Annotated in this window: 18 protein-coding genes; 5 read left to right on the forward strand and 13 right to left on the reverse strand. The window is 29.0% G+C overall.

Translation table 11 applies throughout. The features are described 5' to 3' along the window. Positions 1–9 precede the first annotated feature (9 nt). Both OXH55_RS01315 and OXH55_RS01320 read right to left on the reverse strand, forming a co-directional pair. Positions 10–1,509, reverse strand: coding sequence for a LexA family protein (locus OXH55_RS01315; protein WP_268047600.1), 1,500 nt, complete (start codon positions 1,507–1,509; stop codon positions 10–12). 115 nt (positions 1,510–1,624) lie between these two features. After that, the gene (locus tag OXH55_RS01320) at positions 1,625–2,431 is read right to left on the reverse strand and encodes a mechanosensitive ion channel family protein (protein ID WP_418921824.1); all 807 of its coding nucleotides are present in this window, start codon (positions 2,429–2,431) and stop codon (positions 1,625–1,627) included. A 166-nt stretch (positions 2,432–2,597) separates the two neighbouring features. Here OXH55_RS01320 and OXH55_RS01325 point away from each other — a divergent pair, with 166 nt between their 5' ends. After that, positions 2,598–2,933, forward strand: coding sequence for a LapA family protein (locus tag OXH55_RS01325; RefSeq protein WP_268047602.1), 336 nt, complete (start codon positions 2,598–2,600; stop codon positions 2,931–2,933). Between the two features lie 61 nt (positions 2,934–2,994). On the opposite strand, the gene OXH55_RS01330 is transcribed toward OXH55_RS01325, so the two are convergent. The 9 genes from OXH55_RS01330 to OXH55_RS01370 form a co-directional block, all read right to left on the reverse strand. Next, positions 2,995–4,257 (reverse strand): PTS ascorbate transporter subunit IIC, encoded by a 1,263-nt coding sequence (locus OXH55_RS01330; RefSeq protein ID WP_268047603.1) that lies wholly within the window; start codon positions 4,255–4,257, stop codon positions 2,995–2,997. Between the two features lie 41 nt (positions 4,258–4,298). After that, a complete protein-coding gene (locus tag OXH55_RS01335; RefSeq protein ID WP_268047604.1) occupies positions 4,299–4,583 on the reverse strand; it encodes a PTS sugar transporter subunit IIB in 285 nt (94 codons plus the stop codon). 52 nt (positions 4,584–4,635) lie between these two features. Beyond that, positions 4,636–5,085 (reverse strand): PTS sugar transporter subunit IIA, encoded by a 450-nt coding sequence (locus OXH55_RS01340; RefSeq protein ID WP_268047605.1) that lies wholly within the window; start codon positions 5,083–5,085, stop codon positions 4,636–4,638. 235 nt (positions 5,086–5,320) lie between these two features. Next, a complete protein-coding gene (locus OXH55_RS01345; RefSeq protein WP_268047606.1) occupies positions 5,321–6,394 on the reverse strand; it encodes an ABC transporter ATP-binding protein in 1,074 nt (357 codons plus the stop codon). A 14-nt stretch (positions 6,395–6,408) separates the two neighbouring features. After that, positions 6,409–8,067 carry an ABC transporter permease gene (locus OXH55_RS01350; protein ID WP_268047607.1) on the reverse strand — a complete coding sequence of 553 codons (1,659 nt, stop codon included), beginning with the start codon at positions 8,065–8,067 and terminating at the stop codon, positions 6,409–6,411. 56 nt (positions 8,068–8,123) lie between these two features. Beyond that, on the reverse strand, positions 8,124–9,182 hold the full coding sequence (locus tag OXH55_RS01355; protein WP_268047608.1) for an ABC transporter substrate-binding protein: 1,059 nt from the start codon (positions 9,180–9,182) through the stop codon (positions 8,124–8,126). 62 nt (positions 9,183–9,244) lie between these two features. Continuing rightward, on the reverse strand, positions 9,245–10,060 hold the full coding sequence (locus tag OXH55_RS01360) for a DUF3919 family protein (RefSeq protein ID WP_268047609.1): 816 nt from the start codon (positions 10,058–10,060) through the stop codon (positions 9,245–9,247). 66 nt (positions 10,061–10,126) lie between these two features. Then, positions 10,127–11,539, reverse strand: coding sequence for a HAMP domain-containing sensor histidine kinase (locus OXH55_RS01365; protein ID WP_268047610.1), 1,413 nt, complete (start codon positions 11,537–11,539; stop codon positions 10,127–10,129). A 2-nt stretch (positions 11,540–11,541) separates the two neighbouring features. Beyond that, positions 11,542–12,243 carry a response regulator transcription factor gene (locus tag OXH55_RS01370; protein WP_268047611.1) on the reverse strand — a complete coding sequence of 234 codons (702 nt, stop codon included), beginning with the start codon at positions 12,241–12,243 and terminating at the stop codon, positions 11,542–11,544. A 199-nt stretch (positions 12,244–12,442) separates the two neighbouring features. Here OXH55_RS01370 and OXH55_RS01375 point away from each other — a divergent pair, with 199 nt between their 5' ends. Next, positions 12,443–12,874, forward strand: a complete 432-nt coding sequence (locus OXH55_RS01375) for a ferritin-like domain-containing protein (RefSeq protein ID WP_268047612.1) — start codon at positions 12,443–12,445, stop codon at positions 12,872–12,874. Between the two features lie 139 nt (positions 12,875–13,013). Here OXH55_RS01375 and OXH55_RS01380 read toward each other — a convergent pair whose 3' ends face one another. Continuing rightward, positions 13,014–14,855, reverse strand: a complete 1,842-nt coding sequence (locus tag OXH55_RS01380; protein WP_268047613.1) for a PocR ligand-binding domain-containing protein — start codon at positions 14,853–14,855, stop codon at positions 13,014–13,016. Between the two features lie 312 nt (positions 14,856–15,167). Here OXH55_RS01380 and OXH55_RS01385 point away from each other — a divergent pair, with 312 nt between their 5' ends. Further along, positions 15,168–16,943 carry a methyl-accepting chemotaxis protein gene (locus OXH55_RS01385; protein ID WP_268047614.1) on the forward strand — a complete coding sequence of 592 codons (1,776 nt, stop codon included), beginning with the start codon at positions 15,168–15,170 and terminating at the stop codon, positions 16,941–16,943. An 82-nt stretch (positions 16,944–17,025) separates the two neighbouring features. On the opposite strand, the gene OXH55_RS01390 is transcribed toward OXH55_RS01385, so the two are convergent. Continuing rightward, complete coding sequence (locus OXH55_RS01390) at positions 17,026–17,925, reverse strand: metallophosphoesterase (protein ID WP_268047615.1); 900 nt, start codon at positions 17,923–17,925, stop codon at positions 17,026–17,028. Between the two features lie 148 nt (positions 17,926–18,073). On the opposite strand from OXH55_RS01390, the gene OXH55_RS01395 reads away from it, so the two are divergent. Both OXH55_RS01395 and OXH55_RS01400 read left to right on the forward strand, forming a co-directional pair. After that, entirely contained in the window at positions 18,074–20,029 is a 1,956-nt protein-coding gene (locus tag OXH55_RS01395; RefSeq protein WP_418921817.1) for an FAD-dependent oxidoreductase, read from the forward strand. Between the two features lie 492 nt (positions 20,030–20,521). Next, positions 20,522–22,201 (forward strand): PTS transporter subunit IIBC, encoded by a 1,680-nt coding sequence (locus OXH55_RS01400; RefSeq protein ID WP_268047616.1) that lies wholly within the window; start codon positions 20,522–20,524, stop codon positions 22,199–22,201. Positions 22,202–22,204 lie beyond the last annotated feature (3 nt).

Here is a 22,204-nt window from a genome sequence, read left to right on the forward strand (position 1 = left end):
TGACTTTTTCTAGTTACATTTTATTATTCCCACAGCTTTTCCTATTAAATATATTCCCTCTTCGTTAACAGGAATAGGTTCGTAATTTTCATTCTCTGGCATAAGTAATATTTCCTTTTTTCCTATATGAAGCCTTTTTAATGTTGCACTTCCCTGTAGGTTAACAGCTACTATATCATTATGATTAGCATTATATTGTTTTTGAATAACTACATGGTCACCATCATCAATATTAGCATTTTTCATACTATCCCCTTTTACTTTAAGAATAAAGCAGTCATTTAACCCCTTTAACCAGTATTGCGGAATATAGAAATTATCCTGCTGCTCTGGATTTATTAATATAGGCTCCCCTGCTGCAATATTACTAAATACCTGTAGTTGTCTTAATTCATCATTTTTATATTCTACATCTCCGTCTTTGTTATTTACAATTATCTCATTAAGATTACTATAATCTCTCATCATATCAAACTTTTTATTATGTCTTAAATCAAAATACTGAAATTTTTCCATAGAAGAAACCGCTGCTATGTTACCGTCTTTTTCAATTTCTTTATTAGCATTTTCTTTAAATGATTTATAATTATGTTTTAAATTATACTTTCTTATTTTTATACCTAATTCCTTGGCATATACTCTTCCTTTTCTTACAAATGCAGAATAAGGACTTTCCTTTTTATCTATGTCAACTATAAATGTAATACTTGAATAAGGTTTTTCATTATACAAACTCTTGATAAAATCTATTTGTGATTTTGTATAATTTTCACCTTCATCTATAAATATATGTGCATATTTTGATTTCCTTTTTCTTTTAGCTTCCTTTAATGCAAATAATACCATGTCCTCATAATCTATACAGCCTTGTTCTTTAAGCTCTTTATTATAACTTTGCATTAAATTAAATACTACTTCTCTAGCTATACTATTTTTCTTAAGTGTAGATGGGCCTTCTCCTTTTTTGCACTTTCTACCATTTCTTTTAGCAGTCTGATAATCTTCAAGCTTCTCATAGTTAAAACTTTTAATCCACTTTATTTCATCAATAAAAAATCTAGCATAATCCTCTTTTAATATTTTTACTCTCGGATAAAGCTTCTTAATTTCAAAAAGACATTGTTTTATAGTTTCTATTTTTATAACATCACTTGAAATAAGCTTATAACTTAATTTATTATTTTTGCTATATTCCTTAAAGTATTTCTTTATAATGTCGTCTAGTTTAGTTATGTGTGGTTTATTTTCTAGATTAGAAAACAAAGTATAATATTCATATTTTGTATCCTTTTCAAGCTTATGATAGATATCATTTATATATTTAAAATGATTTTCACTATAAGCTATCATCAAAATTTTATCATCTTGACAAAAGGAATAATTATTTTTTAGATATAAAGCTTTATATACTGCTGCGGTAGTTTTTCCGCATCCTTCAAGTCCTTTTATTATGCTATATCCATTTGGCTTACTATGAATTAACTTTAACTGTTCTTTGTTTGCTTGCATACTTTATCCCCACCACCGAAATCAATTTACATTACATACAGAATTTATAGAAGTTTTTAATTTGTTTTGTTATCACTAATTATATCATAAATAAAAGCCATTCAATTGAATGACTTTATTTTCTTAGCATTACATCCATATGAGGATATGGAATATTGATACCTTCTTCATCAAATTTAATTTTCACTATTTCCATTAAATCAAAATGTACAGTCCAATAATCTTCTGATTTACACCATACTCTCACAACAAAATTAACTGAACTTTCTCCATGTTCTCCTACTCTAATAAAAGGTTCAGGATCTTTTAATACTAACTTATGTTGTTGTACAATTCCTTGTAATACATCTTTAACTTTATTAATATCATCCTCATATCCAACTCCAAAAGTTAAATCTACTCTTCTTGTATCCATAGCAGAATAATTAACAGCACTAGAATTAGATAAATTACCATTTGGAATTACAATCACGCGATTATCAGGTGTTCTTAAAACGGTATAGAAAACTTGTATTTCTTGTACTGTTCCTGCATGTCCAGCAGCTTCAATATAATCTCCTACTTTAAAAGGTTTTAAGAATAAAATCAAAACTCCACCTGCAAAGTTAGACAAACTACCTTGCAATGCTAATCCTACTGCCAAACCTGCTGATCCTATTATAGCAACAATAGATGTGGTTTTAACTCCTACCATGTCTATTACAGTAATAATAAGCAACACTTTTAATGCCATTTTTGTTAAAGATAAAATGAAAGATTCTAGCGAACTCTCTATTTTTGATTTTCTAAGTACTTTTTCAACTCCCTTTGCCAAATACTTAATTATTTTCATTCCAATTAAAAATACGATTATTGCAAGAATTAATTTCATTCCATAAGTCATTACTAACTCTAATAAATACTCCTTATTAATTGTATTAATCACACTAATTCCCTCCATCATGATATTTTGTTGATAAATTACATTTGCTATTATCTACACATTAATAATTTTCAACATTTTTAAATTTATTTATATATTACTCAATAATATTATATAATAAGATTGAGTAATTTGTCGATAATTCATAATTTATAGGAGGGGTTTTATGAGAATTGGATTTATTTTATCATTACTTTTTGGAGTTATAGTAACAATTTTTGCCGTACAAAATGCAGAAACTGTTTCAATCAACTTTTTCTCTAATAGTATTAAAATATCACAAGCACTTGTAATTTTTATATCAGCAATTTCTGGAGCATTAATTATAACCTTATTAGGACTTTATAGAGAATTTCGCATGAAACTAAAAATTAGACAGCAGACTAAAATAATATCTCAACTTGAAAAAGAAATTTCAGAATGTAAAACAAAACTTGACTCTTCTACACAAATTATATCAAATGAATCGTCTATTAAAAATTTAGAACATAACGAAAATTAACAAATAAATTATATATAGTAAAAGCTAACTAAGTACTAATATTTACTTAGTTAGCTTTCTATTAATGTATAAATAGTCTTAATACATTTCCTAATAATATACCAACAACACCAAAGTCAGCGTCACTAAAGGTTGTATTTGCAAATCCTAAGTTCCCCAACGTAGGCATTAACAATACTGGTAAAAATGTTATTAATAATCCATGTACAAATGCTCCTAAGAAAGCACCTTTTTTACCTCCAGTAGCATTACCAAATACACCAGCTGTTGCACCACAGAAGAAATGTGGAACAACTCCTGGTAATATAATTGTACTATTCATAGCTATTAGTATAAACATACCAACTATTCCACCTAAGAAGCTTGATAAAAATCCTATAAGTACTGCATTTGGAGCATATGGATAAACAACCGGACAATCAAGTGCAGGTTTTGCATTAGGAACTATTTTCATTGCTATTCCTGTAAATGCAGGAATTATTTCAGCAAGTATTAGTCTAACACCAGCAAGTATTATATATACACCACCAGCAAAAGTTATTGCCTGAAGTATTGAAAATATAATAAAGTTTTGTCCTCCACTTAAATTAGCTTCAACAAAATTTTCACCACTTGCTATTGCTACTATAATATAAAGTACACCCATAGTTAAACTGATTGATACTGAACTATCTCTTAAAAAGCCTAATCCTTGAGGAAAATCTATTTCTTCTGTAGATTTAGAATTCTTCCCTACTAATTTACCAACCCATGCAGAAAGTACATATCCTACTGTCCCAAAATGACCAAACGCCACCTCATCTGTACCTGTAATTCTTCTCATTGTAGGTTGTGCTATAGCTGGGAAAATAGCCATTACAAATCCTAAAAGTATTGAGCCAGTTATTACAAGTGCTGTTCCTTTAAGTCCTCCTGAAACTAATATTGCTCCTATCATACAAGCCATATACAATGTATGATGTCCAGTTAAGAAAATATATTTTAATTTCGTAAATCTAGCAATTAATATATTGACTACCATCCCAAAAGCCATAATAAGTGCTGTTTGAGTACCATATGTTTTCAACGCCATAGCCACTATTGCTTCATTGTTAGGTACAACCCCTTGTACCTTAAATCCAGCTTGGAACATTGCTCCAAAATGATTTAATGTTCCTACAATTATACCAGCTCCACCACCAAGAACTATAAACCCTAAAATAGTCTTGATTGTGCCTTTAAAAATATCAGAAGTAGATTTCTTCTGTGCTATAAGTCCTATCATTGCGATTAAACCAACCAAAATTGCGGGAACACTTAAAATGTCAAGAATTAGTTTTAACATACTCTTCCCCCTTTTGTAGCCTTAGCTACTTTTTTAATCGCCTATTTTATTATCCCTTTTTCAGTTAGCTTTTGAACCAATTTGTCTTTCAGTTCTTTTTTATCTATCATACTATTAAGAGATATTACTTCTCCTAAAGAAGTCAGCTGTCCTGCAATATCTCTAGTTGCCAAATAAATATCCGCTTTAATTCCTGCTGCTGAAGATAAATCAGTATGCTCTACTTCAATACCTGTTACATTTAATTCCTTTAAAATTTTTTTAATATTCATTTCAATCATAAAGCTGCTCCCTAATCCACTTCCACAACATACTAAAATTTTCATTTTTTATTCCCCCTCATATAATTTCTTTATTATAAATTATTTAATTATAAACTTAGTAAGAATACTTATTAATAATATCTATAACTTCATTTTTATTTGAAGCTTGTATTATCTCTCTTAAATCTTTACTGTTCATAAATAGTTCCATCAATTGTGACAATGCTTTGAGATGAGTTTCACTATCTTTAGCTGCAAGAGTAATTACAAGCTTTACAGGATCATTTAACTCACTTCCAAACTCTACAGGATTCTTTAAAGTTATTAGACTCATAGACATTTCATTGACACCATTTTCAGGTCGTGCATGTGAAAGAACTATTCCTGGCGCAATAACCATGTATGTTCCCATTTTTTTAAAGTTTTCTATTATTGATTCATAATATCTTTTTTCTACAAATCCTTTATCAATTAATAAATATACGCCTGTTTCTATGGCTTGCTTCCAATTTTCACAGTGTACATTAAGTTTAATTACATCTCTAGTTATTAACTGATTCAGCATGTATCCCTACCTTCTTTCTAAAATGTACTTTCATTCCTTTATAATGTTTTCTGTATAATTCTTTCAGTAATATATTTATATTGATTTTCTCAACAAAAATTCCTAAAATTTAAACTATAATTCAGTCAAAAACTGTCACCATATTACTTTATAAAATAAAAAATAGTTAAGATGAGTTATTGTATACTATTAACTCATCTTAACTATTTTCTCTTTGCTATTTTATAAAATAAATTTATCTTTCATAAATTAAATGTGGTTTATCCTTATCTATATTAACTATTACTTCTCCTGATAATATTTCCTTACCAGAATCAAAGCTATCTACAATCCATTCTTTCTTGTATTCATCTACTACTAAATATCTAACTTTTTCACCAAGGAACATAGAATGCTTAATTATGCCTTTTAAACTTATAGCTGTTCCTGATTTATTTTTCTTACTTAATTTTATAGATTCAGGTCTTATACTTATTACTGATTTTTCATTAATTTTAATTGGTTCATCACTAATTACATTCAATATGCTTCCTTCATAATCTACCTGTACTTCTGAACCCGTTCTATCCTTCACAGATCCTTCTACAAAATTAGTAGTTCCAATAAAATCAGCTACAAATTTTGTCTTTGGTCTAAAATATATATCTGTTGGGCTGCCACATTGATGGATTAGTCCTTTATTTATAACTACAATCATATCTGACATCGCAAGTGCTTCCTGCTGATCATGTGTAACATATATCATTGTAAGTCCTAATTTTTTCTGTATTAATCTAAGTTCAACTCTTACCTGTTCTCTAAGCTTAGCATCTAAGTTACTTAAAGGTTCATCTAAAAGGAGTACATCTGGATTCATAACTAATGCTCTTGCTATTGCCACCCTTTGCTGCTGACCACCAGACATTTGGTTTGGATATCTATCTTTTAAATTAGATAATTGCATAAGCTCTAGTACTTTTTCTACTCTTTCCTTAATAACCGCTTTATTTTCTTTTTGTATATTGAGTCCATAGGCTACATTATCAAAAACAGTCATATAAGGAAATAAGGCATACTCTTGAAAAACCATAGGAGTATTTCTCTTGTATGGAGGAAGATTTTCAACATTTTTACCATTTATAATTACTTCACCAAAATCTGGCTCATAAAATCCCGCTACTGTTCTTAAAAGCGTTGTTTTACCACATCCACTAGGCCCTAAAAATGTTACAAAATCCCCTTTTTTCATTTTAAGATTTACATCGTCTATTACTTTATTACCAGCAAATACTTTATTTATATTTTTCAATTCAACTAAAATATTATCCATTAATAGTCCTCCTGTTATAATTCAAATATATTAATTTTGTTTCTAAAAATTAGTTTTACAATACCAAAAGTAATTAAAATAGTTAAAACCATTCCTAATGCTGTTGCACTAGCCACTCCATAAAATCCGTGATCTGAAAGACTTAATATCTTTACAGAAGCCAACATCCACTGAGGAACTACAAGGAAAATAACAGTACTTAATGTATTCATAGATTTCATAAAACTATAAACAAAACTAGTTGAAAATGCATTTTTTAACATAGGCATAACTACTTTTCTAAAAGTAACTACACTGTTTGCTCCTAAATTTGTAGAAGCCTCTTCTATAGATTTATCAATTTGTTTAAACGCTGAAATTGCATTTCTATATCCTACTGGTAATTGTCTTAAACTCATACCTAAAACTACAATTGCTGCTGTACCTGTAAGAGGTAACGGTCCATCATTGAAAGCTAAAATTAAAGCTAATCCTATGAATGTTCCTGGTAAAGATACTGGAAGCATAGCTAGAAAATCCATAGCTCCTTTACCTGGAAATCTCTTTCTAGATACAACAAATGCTATAACAAGACCTAAAATAGTTGTAATTATTGCTGTAGCCAATGCTAAAATCCAACTATTTTTAATAGCACTTGAATTTAAAATTCCTTCTTTTATGTTGTATAAAGTAAACGTGTTATTTACACCAAAGTTTTTTGTTACTGCATATCCGATAATTACAGCAAATATTAAAATTATTATTAAAGCCACAATAGAACATATAATAAACAAAATCCACTTAACCAAAGGTGATACAGCATCTCTTTTTAGTCCTGCTACTGGTTTTCCTGTAACAGTAACATAAGATTTTCTATCTAAATAATACTTTTGAATTAAAAAAACTATTAATGTAGGAATAACAAGCATTACACTTAAAATTGCAGCTACCCCCATATCCCAATTTCCTGTAACCTGCATATATGCTTCTGTTGCTAAAACTCTATAATTACCACCTACAAGCATTGGATTTCCAAAATCCGCAAAAGCATTTATTGCTACAAGTAAAAAAGCGCTTAATATTCCTGGTGTTGCAAGTTTTAAAGTTACTGTTCTAAATAAAGTAAAACCTCTAGCTCCCAAGTTTTGAGCAGCAAGTTCCAAATTTGGACTTATAGATTTCAAAACTCCAGAAATAGTCATATATGCTAAAGGGAAAAACGCTATAGTTTGAACTATCCAAAGTCCAACCCATCCATATAAATCCACCTTTAAATTTAATAAATGATACGTAATAAATCCTCTTCTTCCAAATAACATAATAAAAGCAAGTCCTGTAATTACAGATGGTGCCATTATAGGAATTAACGCTATAATTCTAAAAAACTTCTTACCTGGTATATCAGTATAATTCATTGCATATGCATATATAAACCCTATAACAATAGCTGATGTAGTAGCTAATAATGAAGAAAACATTGTATGAGCAAAATCAACCAAAAATTCTTTCTCTGTAAATACTCTTACCCACTCAGCTTTATTAGGTATTGATAATACTTTTAAAAAAGGATATAGAATAAATATAATAAACGTCAATGCTAAAATTAATAAAACGATAAGCAAAGCAGGCTCTTTAATTACATTTTTCAAATCAAATTTTAACCCTTTTTTTTCTTTTAATGATATTTCAGACATCTTCTCATCTCCTAACTAATTAATGCTATCAGGAAAAACCTGATAGCATTAAAATATTATTTCAACTTACTCCATTTTCCCTGTAAATCTTTTTTATCTTTTCCTGATTTATTAAAATCAAATGCTTTGAAAATTGGTAATTCAGATAATTTTTGTCCACCTTCTGGTATCTTTACATCTGCTCTAGTTGAAATAGCCATTGAGAAATCACCAAGTATGTCTCCTGCTTCTTTAGTTAAGCAATAGTCAACAAAAGCTTTTCCCGCTTCATCATTTGGTCCATTTTTAAGCTTTGAAAGTGAACAGATTGTCCAACCTGCCTCATTAGGAATTCTTGATGATATATTAAATCCTGATTTTTTTACTATTAACTGATCATCCATAAAGTTTAAACAAATAAGATATTCACCTGTTCCAACCTTTTGTGCTGGTGTAAATCCACTACCTGTAAATTGAGCTACATTATTTTTTAATTTTCCTAAGTATTCCATTGCCTTTTCTTCTCCTCTTGCTTGAACAAGTGAAGAAACTATTGTATAACCTGTTCCTGAAGTTTTTGGATCTGGCATAATAATTTCACCTTTAAACTCAGGCTTTAATAAGTCCTCAAAAGTTTCTGGTCTTTTTAAACCTTTTGGCGCAAATTCTTTTTCCCATCTGTCTTCATTTATACCAATTGATAATGGCTCAACATATAAGCCTGTCCAATGACCATCTTTATCTCTATATTCTACTGGAATATCTTTTGCATTTTCAGAAACATATTTATCGTTTAGATCTTTTTGTTTCATTAATTCATGAGCGTCAGCAGTTCCTCCAATTAATATATCAGCTTTAGGCGCATCTTTTTCTGCTACAATTCTTGTTATTGCTTCTCCTGTAGGCATTCTTATAAAAGAATAATTACATCCTGTCTTTTCTTTAAAATCATCAAGTAGTGCCTTAGCTTCATCTTCATGAAAAGATACATAAACTACTAAATTCTTTCCTTTTAAATTTTGTGCATCACCTTTACCAGCAGAAGTTGGCGCTGCTTGTTTACTTCCACATCCCGCTAAAAGTGTCATTGTCATAAGTCCTGATAAAACCAAAGAACCTATCTTTTTAAAATTCATTTGAATTCCTCCCTAAAAAAATTTATTACTCATGATAACGTTATCAACAAATACAAAGTAACCTAATTACTGCTTATTGCTCTGCAAACATCTAAAATATGCCCTTTCATGTATATAGCTTTTATTACATCTCTTCCAAAATCTTGTACAACTATATATTCATTTTCATATACATCTATATTAATGATATTGTATCCTTTGCCTATATCTACATAAATTTTTATATGATACTGTAACTTACCCTTATTTTTAATTGCTTCTTGCAATTCCTTTGTACTATGAATTGGTGTGAATTTAGCAATCTTATTTTTTAACTTATTTTTATCCTTATCACCACATTTTTTAATAACTTCATTATTATTAACTACAACAACCTTATTTCTTCCATTGATTAATTCTGATAGATTTTGTGGTGAAAATAAAATTTCTTCTAAATAACTTCTTAGTTTATCAATGTACGGTTTAGAATAATAATCACCATAACTGAAATTATTAATTCTTAGTTCATTTCCTAAAAAAAAGCTATCTTTTTTGCCATTTAAATATGATATATTTCCCTCTATTTCATTTGATTTATTCTCGTAAACACTTTCACTATAAATATCTACCTTTTGATTTTCTTGAATTATTTTTATAATATACCATATGTTTTGTATAATCTTACTATCACTTACAGTACCTTTTCCCCATATTTCACTATAAAATTCCAACTTTATGGGTACTAGATTTTCATTTCTTTCAATAACTTCTTCCCTATCATCAATTACAAATAAATGATTATAGCTCTTTTCATGATTTTCCAATACTAAAAATACAATAACCAATATAATACCTATGCATATAAGAGCTATACTATAATACTCTCTTTTTTTAATCATATCTTACCCACCCTTATAATATCAAAAAAGTATACCACAATCTTCTCAATAATGTATCACATTGTATCACAATTGTAACATTTTGAAAACCAATACAATTTCAGTTCCATCTTTTACCTTTATTAGTATATCTCCATCCTGTTTTCTCATTATTTCTTTACATATATGTAATCCTAACCCAACTCCCCCTAACTGCTTTTGTAATTTTCTGTTCACTGTAAAAAAGGGTTGAAAAACTTTTTCTAAATCTTTAAGTGGAATTCCCTTTCCATCATCTTTAATACTTATCAATAATTTATCTTTTTCACTGTTCATATTTATAAAAATATTGTTACACTCTGCATATTTTATAGCATTATCTATAATATTTAACATAACCTGTTCTGTTTTATTACCATCTATAAATAATTCATTATCATAAATCTTCTTGTGAACTTTAATATTATATTTATCTAATCTAAGCTGTAAAGTAGATAAACTTTCTTCAATAATCTTTTTTATATTTGTTTTTTGTTTATTTATCTTGAATTCATTTCTGCTTAATCTAGATACCTCCAAAAGCTCTTCTACAAGTAAAAGTAATCTCTTTCCTTCTTTTTTAATGTAATAACTACACTTATCTAAATCCTCTGTTTTTCTTACTTTTGTAATTAAATCTGAATAACCCATAATTGAAGTAAGTGGCGTTTTAAATTCATGAGTTATATTATCTAAAAATATCTTCTGCTTTTGTTTTTCATCTTTTAATTTAAATATATATTTACTAACATTTTGCGACATAGTATTAAAAGAAGAAGCTAGTTGACTTATCTCATCCTCACTATCAACCTCAATAACTTTTGAAAATTCTCCATTGGCAACCTGTTCAGAAGCATTTTTAAGCTTTAGTACAGGACTAACAATCTTATTAGCAAATATATTACTCAAAAAAATAGATATAATTATAGCCAGTGTTGAAACTAACCCCATTATACCCACAGTATTCCAAACAATTTTAAGTTCATTATCTATAGAATAAATATATCTTATACAACCTAATGTTTTATTGTTAAAATATATCGGACTAGAAAAAAACACATATCTCTTTCCTTGAACCTTTTTAATAATATAACCCTTTGTACCTGAAACAGCACTTTCTACATCTTTATCTTTATTAAAATATGGATACTCCTTAGAATCTCCAATAAGACCATCATTATTATAAATCTGTACTCTAAGTTTGGAATAGTTGGATAAGTATGTAGCTATAAACTGACTCATGTTTTCTAAAACCATTTCTTCATTGGAATTTTCTCCCCTTTTTAAATAATTCATGACATATGCTTGTCCATTGTAACTTTCCTGTTTGAGCATATTAATTGAACTATGAATTACCTTATCGTACAAACTATTCATAGTTACCAAACCAATTAACAAAATAGCTGGAATTAAAACTACAATATTCATAATCATTATTTTCTTTTTTATACCTATCTGCATAACTACACCTCTAGCTTATAACCTACTCCATAAACAGTTTTTATAATCTTTCTATAAGTTTTTAATTTCTTGCGAATTCTCTCAATATGTATATCTACAGCTCTGCTGTTTCCTTGAAACTCATATCCCCAAATTTCTTTTAAAAGCTCCTCCCTTGAAAATACTTTGCCTTCATTAGTAACCATAAGTAATAAAGTTTCAAATTCTCTATAAGTAAATCCTATTTCATTTGAATCAATAAATACTTTTCTCTCATCTTTTAAAATCTTTATAAATCCTTTTTTAACTATATTATTTTCTTTCACTTCATTATTTTCTTTTACTTCACTACTGATTTTAACTTTGTTAATTCTTCTAAAAATTGTCCTAATTCGTAAAATTAATTCCCTACTATCAAAAGGCTTTGTTATATAATCATCTGCTCCTAATTGAAGTCCTAAAAGCTTGTCATTTATCTGTTCTTTAGCAGTAAGCAATATAATTGGAGTTTGATTATCAATCTTTTGAAGCTCATTTATGACTTGAAATCCATCAATATCAGGAAGCATGACATCTAAAATTACTATATCTGGATTAAAATTTTTGAACTTCTCAACTCCTTCATATCCTGAAGAACCTTTCTCTACTTCAAATCCTTCTAAAGTTAAATGCATAGTAATTAACTCTAATATACTTTCCTCATCATCTATCAGCAAAACCTTCATATTATCACCTCTTTAGTTTTCTAAATGAAATCGTTACGATAACATACTATCAGTAGTAATTTTACCCTTAAAAATTATATATTGCAATATTGTTCTACAGAATAAAATACAGGTTGTTTTTGTATAAATAATCAATAATAGTTAATAATTAAATATGAAAAATAAACTTACAAAACATATAAATTAGGAGGATTTATATATGCAAAAATTAGATTTAATAAATGAAACTCAATTAGGAGTAGCTAAAGCTAATGAAGAAATAAAAAGTATGCTAGAGGGTCAATTTAGAGGTGAAACTGGAGAGGTTGGTCTATACCTTGCTATGGCAAGAGCAGCTCAAAATGAGGGTTATGGAGAAATTGGAGAAGTTCTTAAAAGAATAGCTCATGAAGAAGCAGAGCATGCAGCAAGATTCGCTGAGTTAACAGGTAAAATCTCTGGTTCAACAAAAGAAAATGTTGAAAATATGCTAAGAGGAGAAATTGGAGCTAATAAATCCAAAAAGAATATAGCCACAAAAGCTAAAGAACTAGGTCTAGATGAAGTTCATGATTTTGTAGATGAATCTTCAAGAGATGAAGCAAGACATGCAAAAATATTAAATGGTATCTTAGAGAGATATTTTAAATAAGATAATTATTCCACCCAAAAATACACTGAGTATTAGTTCCCAGTGTATTTTTTAATTAGATCTAAATAAGACATCAATACAATTTACTCATTAAGAATTTTTATTTTTTATTATTCTTTCCTTATAAACTTCTTTAGTACTATAAATATATATCCGAAAACTCAATATTTACTTTTTCTATATTAGTTTGTTCATTATAATTATTATTTTTTATTACTCTATCTTCTGATAATACCTTAATTGGAAGCTCTATAACAAACTCAGCACCTCGTTTAACTCTGCTATTGACAGAAATTTTACCTTCATGCATTTCAACAAGTGCTTTAACCAATGATAATCCTATACCACTTCCCTCTTTTGCTCTTGATAATGATTTATCTACTTGTATAAACCTTTCAAAAATCTGTTTCTGCTTTTGTTCAGGTATACCAATTCCTGTATCTTTAACTGAAATAATTATCTTATCACACTTGTCCATAATATTTACAAAAACTTTCCCTCCAGCCATTGTAAATTTCACAGCATTAGATAGAAGATTTAATATAATTCTTTCAATTTTTTCTGGATCACAAGCTAATATTTTTTCTTCAACATCTGTATCAAATATAAGCTCTATACCTGTACTCCCTACATAATCCACAACTGATAATGTTATATTTTCAACAATATTTATAATATTGCAATTTACTAATTCTATATTTAAATAACCTGCATCAATTTTTGTAATGTCTAATAAATTATTAACTAATCTTATTAATCTAAAACAATTTTGCTTCATTATATTCAAATATTTTTTTGTCTTATTTTTATTCTCATTATCAAATATTTCAATATCACACAACATAGAATTGGTCATCTGCAGTGCACTAAATATTACATTTATAGGCGTTCTTAATTCATGAGAAATATTTGCAAAAAATTCTGTTTTTAATTTATCATACTCAAGTGTTTCTTCTAATAAAATAGTCTTTTCTTTAACCTTTTTATTTAATTTCTCTAAGTCTTTTCTTTCAGATATATCTCTAAAAACTATTAAAATTGATTTTTCTCCATTATAGGTAATAAGAGTTGCCACCGTCTCTGACTCTAAAACGTTTCCATCACTTTTGCGAATAAATTTTTCTTCCGTTAAAGGCATATTACCTTCTTTTTCAATTAACTTTAGATATTTTTGATAGTCTACTTCATAATCAGAATGTGCATAAAACAAATCTTCTAATTTCTTTCCAATTATATCTTCAGGACTTTTTACCCCAAGATATCTTGCTGCCTCCATATTAGCAAACAAAACAGTATCTTTATTACGTACAAATACTCCATGAGGCAACATTTCAAAAAGTTTTTTATATTGCTCTTCACTTACTGTAAGTTTCTTATTTGCTTCAACTAATTCACAAGTACGTTCAATTACCCTTTTTTCCAAATTCTCATTACTTTTTTGAAGCAGCTTTTCAGCTTCTTTCTGCTTTAATTGATTTAGTCCCATAGCAGAAAATATCTTTGCCAATTTGGAACAATATTTTATACAAGTTTCAAGTTTTTTTTCAGAAATAATTGGAACACGTTCTAATGCCTCTAAATATGTATCTATATCATACCCTAACACAATTACTTGTTTTCTAAAATACTCCTTATCAGGTTTCTCTAAAAAAAAATGACCACAAAACAAATTAGCAATATGTTCTCCTTCAACTATAATAGGGGCAACAGCTTCCATAATGCCATTAGGGCATTTATACATATAATATTGTTTGTTTTCTTGTAACCTATTTGCTACAAACCTGTCACTATGTATACATTTAGCTTCACTTACGGGATTCATTCTATGAAATTTTGTGCATATATCCTGCCATCCTATACCACTTAATATATTACCTTCAAGATTTAAAAGTCCATATGGAATTTTAGTTATTTCATAAAAATCACACATAAGATTTTCAAGTTGTTCAATGTCTATAATATCTGTAACTTTATACTTCACAGACTATTTCCCCCTCATAATCCCCAAGTTTAATCCTTAGTTTATAACACTTGTTATTTATAATCTATAAATTTATATTATTTCACTTAATTTGTTAAACTTAACCAATTTACTAATTAATAACATTATATTACCATGTGCATATACATTAAATCAAATGATTATTTTTACTAAATAAAAAGCCATTCTGTATGAATGACTTTAACAATGTGTATCAGATGTAAATTTTTTACTATATCCCAATAAACTCTTCTAAATTTTTATTATTTTTTACCGATATATGTAATAAATACTCTAAATGAGGTGAAAAGAATGAAAAAAATTAGTACAAAAATAATGCTTTTAGTTATTATTACCTGTCTTATTGCTGGTTCTGGTATCGGAATTTTTAGTATTGTTAAAATGAGACAAGACAATATTAAAAATATTCAAGAACTTGAAAGTACTTTAAAACGTGATTATGACGAAAACATAAAGACCGAAGTAGAAACCATGGTTAGTATACTTCAATCTTATTATGACAAGTATCAAAATGGTAAAATGACACTTGAAGAAGTAAAAAATCTAGGTGCTGATACACTAAGAAAAGCTAGATATGGAAAAGAAGGTTACTTTTGGGCAGATACTAGTACAGGTGTAAATGTAGTTTTACTTGGAAAAGATTCGGAAGGTAAAAACAGATATAATCTTCAAGATAAAAAAGGTAACTATATAATTCAAGACATAATCCAAAACGGTATGAAAGAAGATGGAGGATATACAGACTATTGGTTTCCTAAAAATGGTGGGACTGAACCTCTTCCCAAAAGAGCATATTCGCTTTACTTCGAACCTTTTGATTGGGTAATTGGAACTGGAAACTATATTGATGATATAGACAACCTAATTATGCAAAAGAAAACTGTTTTAGAAGAACATATGCACAAAAACATACTTACTATAAGTGCTTTCATAATTGCAGCTATTATACTTTCTGTTATTTCAGCAGTATATTTCAGTAAAAAAATAAGCAATCCTATTTTATTAATAACTAAACTTATAGATAAAACATCCCAACTCGATTTAAAATATGATAAAAGCTTTGAGGTAATTTCATGGTATAAAGATGAAACAGGAATTATGGGAAAGGCAGTTGTGAATTTAAGAGAAGAATTAAGAACTATAGTAGGAAATATAAAAGAAAACTCAACTAATGTAAACAATCATTCTCAAACCCTCTCAACATCTATTAATGAAACCGTACAATCTATTGATGCTGTAACAAAAACTATAGAAGAACTAGCAAAAGGTGCCACAGAACAAGCTAGAGATTCCCAAGAAGGAACAGAAAAGCTTACAAATCTTGCAGATGAAATTAATACTGCTAGTAATAACGCTGACTTACTTAAAGAATATTCAAATAATACTAAAATAGTTAATACTCAAGGAATGCAAGCTATGGAAATACTAGCTGATAAAGTAAAAGAAAACAACCAAGCTGTTTCACAAATTGCACAAAATATAAATATTCTTTCTGATAAATCTAGTTCCATTAATGAAATTGTAAACACTATACAGTCAATAGCAGAACAAACAAATCTATTAGCATTAAATGCTGCTATAGAAGCTGCTAGAGCTGGTGAATCTGGCAAAGGCTTTGCAGTTGTTGCTGATGAAATAAGAAAGCTTTCTGAACAAACTGCTAACTCTACTGATGAAATTAACAATATGATTGAGCAAATACAGAATGAAATAAACGTTGCTAAGCTTAATATGGATAAAGGACAGTCTACAATTAGTGAAGCCAACTCTTCTATGAATGAAGCTGAAAAAGCTTTTAATACAATAGAAAAAGCTATTGTAGATATGATAGAACAAACAAATCATCTTGTTCTTAATATTGATAAAGTAAATGAAGATAAAGATTCAGTATTAAGCTCTATCCATGGAATATCTGCTATTTCTGAAGAATCAGCAGCTTCTACTGAAGAAGTATCTGCATCTATGGAAGAACAGTCAAGTGCAATGGAAAATGTAGCTCAAACTACAGAAGAACTTGAAAATATCGTTAAACAATTAGATTCAGTAGTACAAAAATTTAATATTTAATACTTTTTAACTCTTCGCCATAACCGCAAAACTAAATTGCAATCATGGCGAATTTTTAAAGGCTTTCATTTAAAATAACAAACTATGAGTAAATAAAAAAAGACTGTAGTTTTTTAGGACCTGATATTATTTCTCTTTCTACATACAATGTTCCGTCATTTTTTGTTTTTACACTCCATTTTACTAACATTATTTTACCATTTTGAATTTCAATTCCTGTTATACATCGAGGATGAACGCAGCTTCCATCATTAAAATATGGTGGTTCTCCAACATCAGGAAACATAGGACGATGTGTATGACCTGCAATAACCATTTGATTATTAGCTTTTACCCATTTTATAATATTTTTTTCAGTGATTTTTTTCTTTTTATAATTCTTTGCAGGACTTGTTGGATCTTTAACCCCCAAATGTAATGTCAATGGTCTCCATATATACCTAATTAAAAATCTACTCAAACGCCAAAGCTGATCATTAATTAAGTCACCTTGATGTCCATGTACAATAAAAATTTTGTTTTTTGTAGATAAGTACTTTAAAATTAGTCCTTCATACACTTCAATTTTATCGAATAAAGGTTTATACTTTTCCTTTCGCTCATCGTAATAATAATATAAGTTTTTTTGAACATATTTTTTGTTCTTTTTTACAATATCGTGATTACCCCAAATCATATATAGTCGTTTATCATTATAAAATTTACTCATTAACCAAAAAATAGGACTATGTGTTTGCCTTATTTCTGAAAATTTCCTATTTTCCCAAAGCTCATCTCCATCTCCTATTTCAATATAGGTAAAATCATGTTCATAATAATAATTTAATGCCGTAAAAAGAATATTTTCATTATTAGCAAAATCATCTGTCCAACTATTATCTCCTCGATGACAATCACTAATTAATATAAATTTAGATAAATCATCAATAAATATTTCTTTTGATGACTTAAACACTTTAGTTAAACACTTAAAAGTAGACATATCTTTCCCTCATCTAAATATAGTGATTTCATTACAATATATGACTTGACAATTTATTTAGGAACTTTTTTATCAATGAACCTGTAATCAACGTATTATTTGAATAATAGTGCAAAAAATAACCCTATAAAAATAGGGAGGTATTGTCATGGGTAAAAAAATTATAATCGTTGGAGGTGTTGCAGGTGGTGCATCTTCTGCTGCACGACTTAGAAGGTTAGATGAAAATGTTGAAATCATAATGTTTGAAAAAGGTGAACATATATCTTTTGCTAACTGTGGTCTCCCATATTATATTGGTGAAACTATAAAAGAAAGAGAAAATCTTTTATTACAAACGCCTGAAGCTATGAATAAAAGATTTAACATAGACATTAGAATTAATAGTGAAGTTATAGGATTGGATACAGATAATAAAAAAGTGGTGGTTAAAAGTAAAAATAAAGAAAACTACGAAGAAACCTATTATGCTTTGATTTTAGCTCCAGGTGCAAAACCACTTACTCCTCCTATAGAAGGAATAAATAGTGATAAAATATTTACTTTAAGAAATGTTACAGATACTGATAAAATAAAAAGCTCTCTTGATAAAAAAAGCATTAAGACTGCGGTTGTGGTTGGCGGTGGTTATATAGGTGTTGAAATGGCTGAAACTCTAAAAGAAAGAGGTATAGATGTAGCCTTAGCAGAAGCGGCACCTCATATACTTGCACCTTTTGATTCTGATATGGTAACAATAGCTGAAAAAGAAATGCAGGATAACGGAGTTAATTTATTATTAAATGATGGTGTTAAATCTTTTGAAGATAAAGGGGAGCAAATTCAAGTAACTTTAAACAGTAATACAAATCTTATAGCTGATATTGTTATTCTGGCAATTGGAGTAACTCCAGATACAGGATTTTTAAGAGATACAAATTTAGAATTTGGTCCTAGAGGTCATATCATAGTAAACAATAAGTTAGAAACTAATATCAAAGATATTTATGCTGTTGGAGATGCAGTTGAAGTAGTAGACTTTATAAATGGTAAAAAAACAGCTATTCCTCTTGCTGGTCCTGCAAACAAACAAGGAAGAATAACCGCTGATAATATTTGTGGTTTAAATTCAACTTATAAAGGAACTCAAGGCACATCGGTAATCAAAGTATTTGATTTGATCTGTGCATGTACGGGAAATAACGAAAGAACTCTTCAAAAGAATAAGATAGACTATAAAGTGATATACGTACATCCTCAATCTCACGCTTCATATTACCCTGGTGCTACACCAATAGCTCTTAAATTGATATTTAATAGTGAAGGTATAATATTAGGTGCTCAAGCCATAGGATATGAAGGTGTTGATAAAAGAATTGATGATATAGCTACAGTTGTAAGACTTGGTGGAAAAGTGCATGATTTAACAGAACTTGAACTATGCTATGCACCACCTTACTCTTCAGCTAAAGACCCTGTAAATATTGCTGGATACTATGCTGAAAATATTCTAAGTGGTTTTTCTGAAATAGTTCTTCCTAGAGATATTGATTCTAGAGATAAAAACTATGTAGTTCTTTTAGATGTAAGAACTCAATTAGAAAGAGATAACGGATATATAGAAGATTCTATGTTTATAACTTTAGATAAATTAAGGAAACATGTAAATGAATTAGATAAATCTAAAGAATACTGGGTATACTGCCAAATAGGTCTTAGAGGATATGTTGCAGAACGAATACTAAAACAGCATGGATTTAACGTTAAAAATATTACAGGTGGCTATAAATCTTATATGTCTGCAAAATTTAAACCTAAAAGACTAAAACCTAAAAGACTAAAACCAATTGGAATAACTACAACCGAAGAAAAAACTGAAAGCAAAACTGATTTTGTTAAAAATCTAGATGCTTGTGGTCTTAGCTGCCCAGGCCCATTAATGAAAGTTAAATCAGCAGTTGCTGAATTACGTGAAGGAGATACTCTTAAAGTAACAGCTTCTGATCCTGAATTTTATGAAGATATTAAATCTTGGTGTAAAAGAACCAATAACGAATTAGTAATTTTGAATAAAGAAAAAGGAATAATCACCGCTGTAATAAAAAAAAATGCTGTCAAGCTGTAAATCTATTTATTACCTTTAAAAACTATTAGAACTAATAATACTAAAACTAGCCAGTAGATCAATTTAATTCATTGTTTTGCTGGCTATAATTTGTTTTTCATTCAAAATTTCCTAAAAATATAAAAAAATTATAAAAATATAAATTTTATTGACACAACTCATTTAATATTTTATACTAAATACAATAAATCATCTGATTTCTAATAATAATTTTACTTGATTAGCTGATAGAAATATCAGCGTAAAATATTGCAGTGCACGCAAACGTTTGCACGAGTTGTAAAAATATTAATTGTATAATTATTGTTAATCTCAATATACTTTTAATTTTTTATTTAATATTGTGCAACCCTAGTTCATTAGATTTTAGGTAAAATATTATAACATGTGCAAACGTTTGCGTATACCACATAGGATATCGGATGAGCAATTATCATTAACCTAAATAATTTATACTAATGTTGTATTTATTACGGTGAGGGAGGAACTATTATGAAAAAATCAGGACAAGGTTCATTTGAATTTTGGCAAAAATTCAGTAAAGCTTTACTAGTTGTTGTAGCAGTTATGCCAGCTGGCGGATTAATGATTTCATTAGGTTCAGTTATCGGAATGTTAGCACCTAATGTTTCGTTTGTTCAAACCCTAGCACAAGTTGTAGGAGGCATAGGTTGGGCAATCATTTGTAATCTCCACATACTTTTTGCTGTAGCTATTGGTGGTTCTTGGGCTAAAGAACGTGCTGGCGGTGCATTTGCAGCACTTATCTCATTTATTTTAATAAATAAAATTACTGGTACTATATTCGGTGTTACTAGTGATATGCTTACTGATGCAACTGCAACAGTAACTTCATTAACAGGTCAACATCTTTTAGTTAAAGACTACTTTACTTCTATTCTTGGATCTCCAGCATTAGATATGGGAGTATTTGTTGGTATTATCTCTGGTTTCCTTGGAGCAATTTTATACAACAAATATTATAACTACAATAAATTACCAAACGCACTTGCATTCTTTAATGGTAAAAGATTTGTACCATTTGTTGTTATATTAGGTTCAGCAGTTACTGCATTAATCTTTTCACTAGTTTGGCCATTTGCTCAAACAGGCATACATGGATTTGGTAAATGGATTGCAACATCACAAAATTCTGCACCATTCCTTTCACCATTTATATATGGTACACTTGAACGTTTATTATTACCTTTTGGTCTGCACCATATGGTTACAGTACCAATAAACTACACAGATCTTGGTGGAACATACACAATCTTAACTGGTGATAAAATAGGTCAGATAATAGCTGGACAAGATCCTCTTTGGCTTGCATGGGCTACTGACTTAGGTAACTTAAAATCAGCTGGAGATATGGTTCAATACAATAACTTACTTGCAACAGTTCATCCAGCGCGTTTTAAGGTTGGACAAATGATTGGAGGCGCTGGTTCATTAATGGGTGCTGCATTTGCCATGTATACAAGCGTAGCTAAAGAAAAACGTGAAAAATACAAATCAATGTTTTTTTCAGCAGCACTTGCAGTTTTCTTAACAGGTGTTACTGAACCACTTGAATTTATGTTTATGTTTGTTTCACCAATATTATATGTAACTTATGCAGTTCTACAAGGATGTGCATTTGCATTTGCAGATATAATTAACCTACGTGTTCACTCTTTTGGTATACTAGAACTTATAGCACGTGTCCCAATGATTGCAAACGCAGGAATTACAGGTGATTTAATAAGATTTATATTGGTAACTGTATTATTCTTCTTCGTAAATTTCGTTGTATTTAAATTTATGATTAACAAATTTAATCTATCAACTCCAGGACGTAATGGAAATGAAATTGATTCTGAAGATGAAGATGATTCAAATGATACAACTTCTACTGTTGGAATGAAAGAAGCTGCTGCTGGTAAAACTGAATCTAGCCAAGCTGAAAAGATAATTGATTTACTTGGTGGAAGAAATAATATTGTAGACGTAGATGCTTGTATGACACGTCTTCGTGTAACAGTTAAAGATATAAATAATGTAGGCTCTCAAGCAGAATGGAAAGCAAATGGTGCTCTAGGACTTATTGTTAAAGGTAAAGGGGTTCAAGCAATTTATGGTCCAAAAGCAGACGTATTAAAATCTGACATCCAAGATATTTTAGGAATATAATAT

The sequence above is a fragment of the Clostridium ganghwense genome (assembly GCF_026735165.1).
GTDB classification, from domain to species: Bacteria; Bacillota; Clostridia; order Clostridiales; family Clostridiaceae; genus Clostridium_H; species Clostridium_H ganghwense.

Excerpts from the sequence above, each read along its gene's own strand:
- OXH55_RS01375 (WP_268047612.1), top strand. The coding sequence starts at position 12,443 with ATGCAAAAATTAGATTTAATAAATGAAACTCAATTAGGAGTAGCTAAA.
- OXH55_RS01315 (WP_268047600.1), bottom strand. The coding sequence starts at position 1,509 with ATGCAAGCAAACAAAGAACAGTTAAAGTTAATTCATAGTAAGCCAAAT.
- OXH55_RS01365 (WP_268047610.1), bottom strand. The coding sequence starts at position 11,539 with ATGCAGATAGGTATAAAAAAGAAAATAATGATTATGAATATTGTAGTT.
- OXH55_RS01340 (WP_268047605.1), bottom strand. The coding sequence starts at position 5,085 with ATGCTGAATCAGTTAATAACTAGAGATGTAATTAAACTTAATGTACAC.
- OXH55_RS01400 (WP_268047616.1), top strand. The coding sequence starts at position 20,522 with ATGAAAAAATCAGGACAAGGTTCATTTGAATTTTGGCAAAAATTCAGT.
- OXH55_RS01330 (WP_268047603.1), bottom strand. The coding sequence starts at position 4,257 with ATGTTAAAACTAATTCTTGACATTTTAAGTGTTCCCGCAATTTTGGTT.
- OXH55_RS01335 (WP_268047604.1), bottom strand. The coding sequence starts at position 4,583 with ATGAAAATTTTAGTATGTTGTGGAAGTGGATTAGGGAGCAGCTTTATG.
- OXH55_RS01385 (WP_268047614.1), top strand. The coding sequence starts at position 15,168 with ATGAAAAAAATTAGTACAAAAATAATGCTTTTAGTTATTATTACCTGT.
- OXH55_RS01325 (WP_268047602.1), top strand. The coding sequence starts at position 2,598 with ATGAGAATTGGATTTATTTTATCATTACTTTTTGGAGTTATAGTAACA.
- OXH55_RS01345 (WP_268047606.1), bottom strand. The coding sequence starts at position 6,394 with ATGGATAATATTTTAGTTGAATTGAAAAATATAAATAAAGTATTTGCT.
- OXH55_RS01395 (WP_418921817.1), top strand. The coding sequence starts at position 18,074 with ATGGGTAAAAAAATTATAATCGTTGGAGGTGTTGCAGGTGGTGCATCT.
- OXH55_RS01390 (WP_268047615.1), bottom strand. The coding sequence starts at position 17,925 with ATGTCTACTTTTAAGTGTTTAACTAAAGTGTTTAAGTCATCAAAAGAA.
- OXH55_RS01355 (WP_268047608.1), bottom strand. The coding sequence starts at position 9,182 with ATGAATTTTAAAAAGATAGGTTCTTTGGTTTTATCAGGACTTATGACA.
- OXH55_RS01350 (WP_268047607.1), bottom strand. The coding sequence starts at position 8,067 with ATGTCTGAAATATCATTAAAAGAAAAAAAAGGGTTAAAATTTGATTTG.
- OXH55_RS01370 (WP_268047611.1), bottom strand. The coding sequence starts at position 12,243 with ATGAAGGTTTTGCTGATAGATGATGAGGAAAGTATATTAGAGTTAATT.
- OXH55_RS01360 (WP_268047609.1), bottom strand. The coding sequence starts at position 10,060 with ATGATTAAAAAAAGAGAGTATTATAGTATAGCTCTTATATGCATAGGT.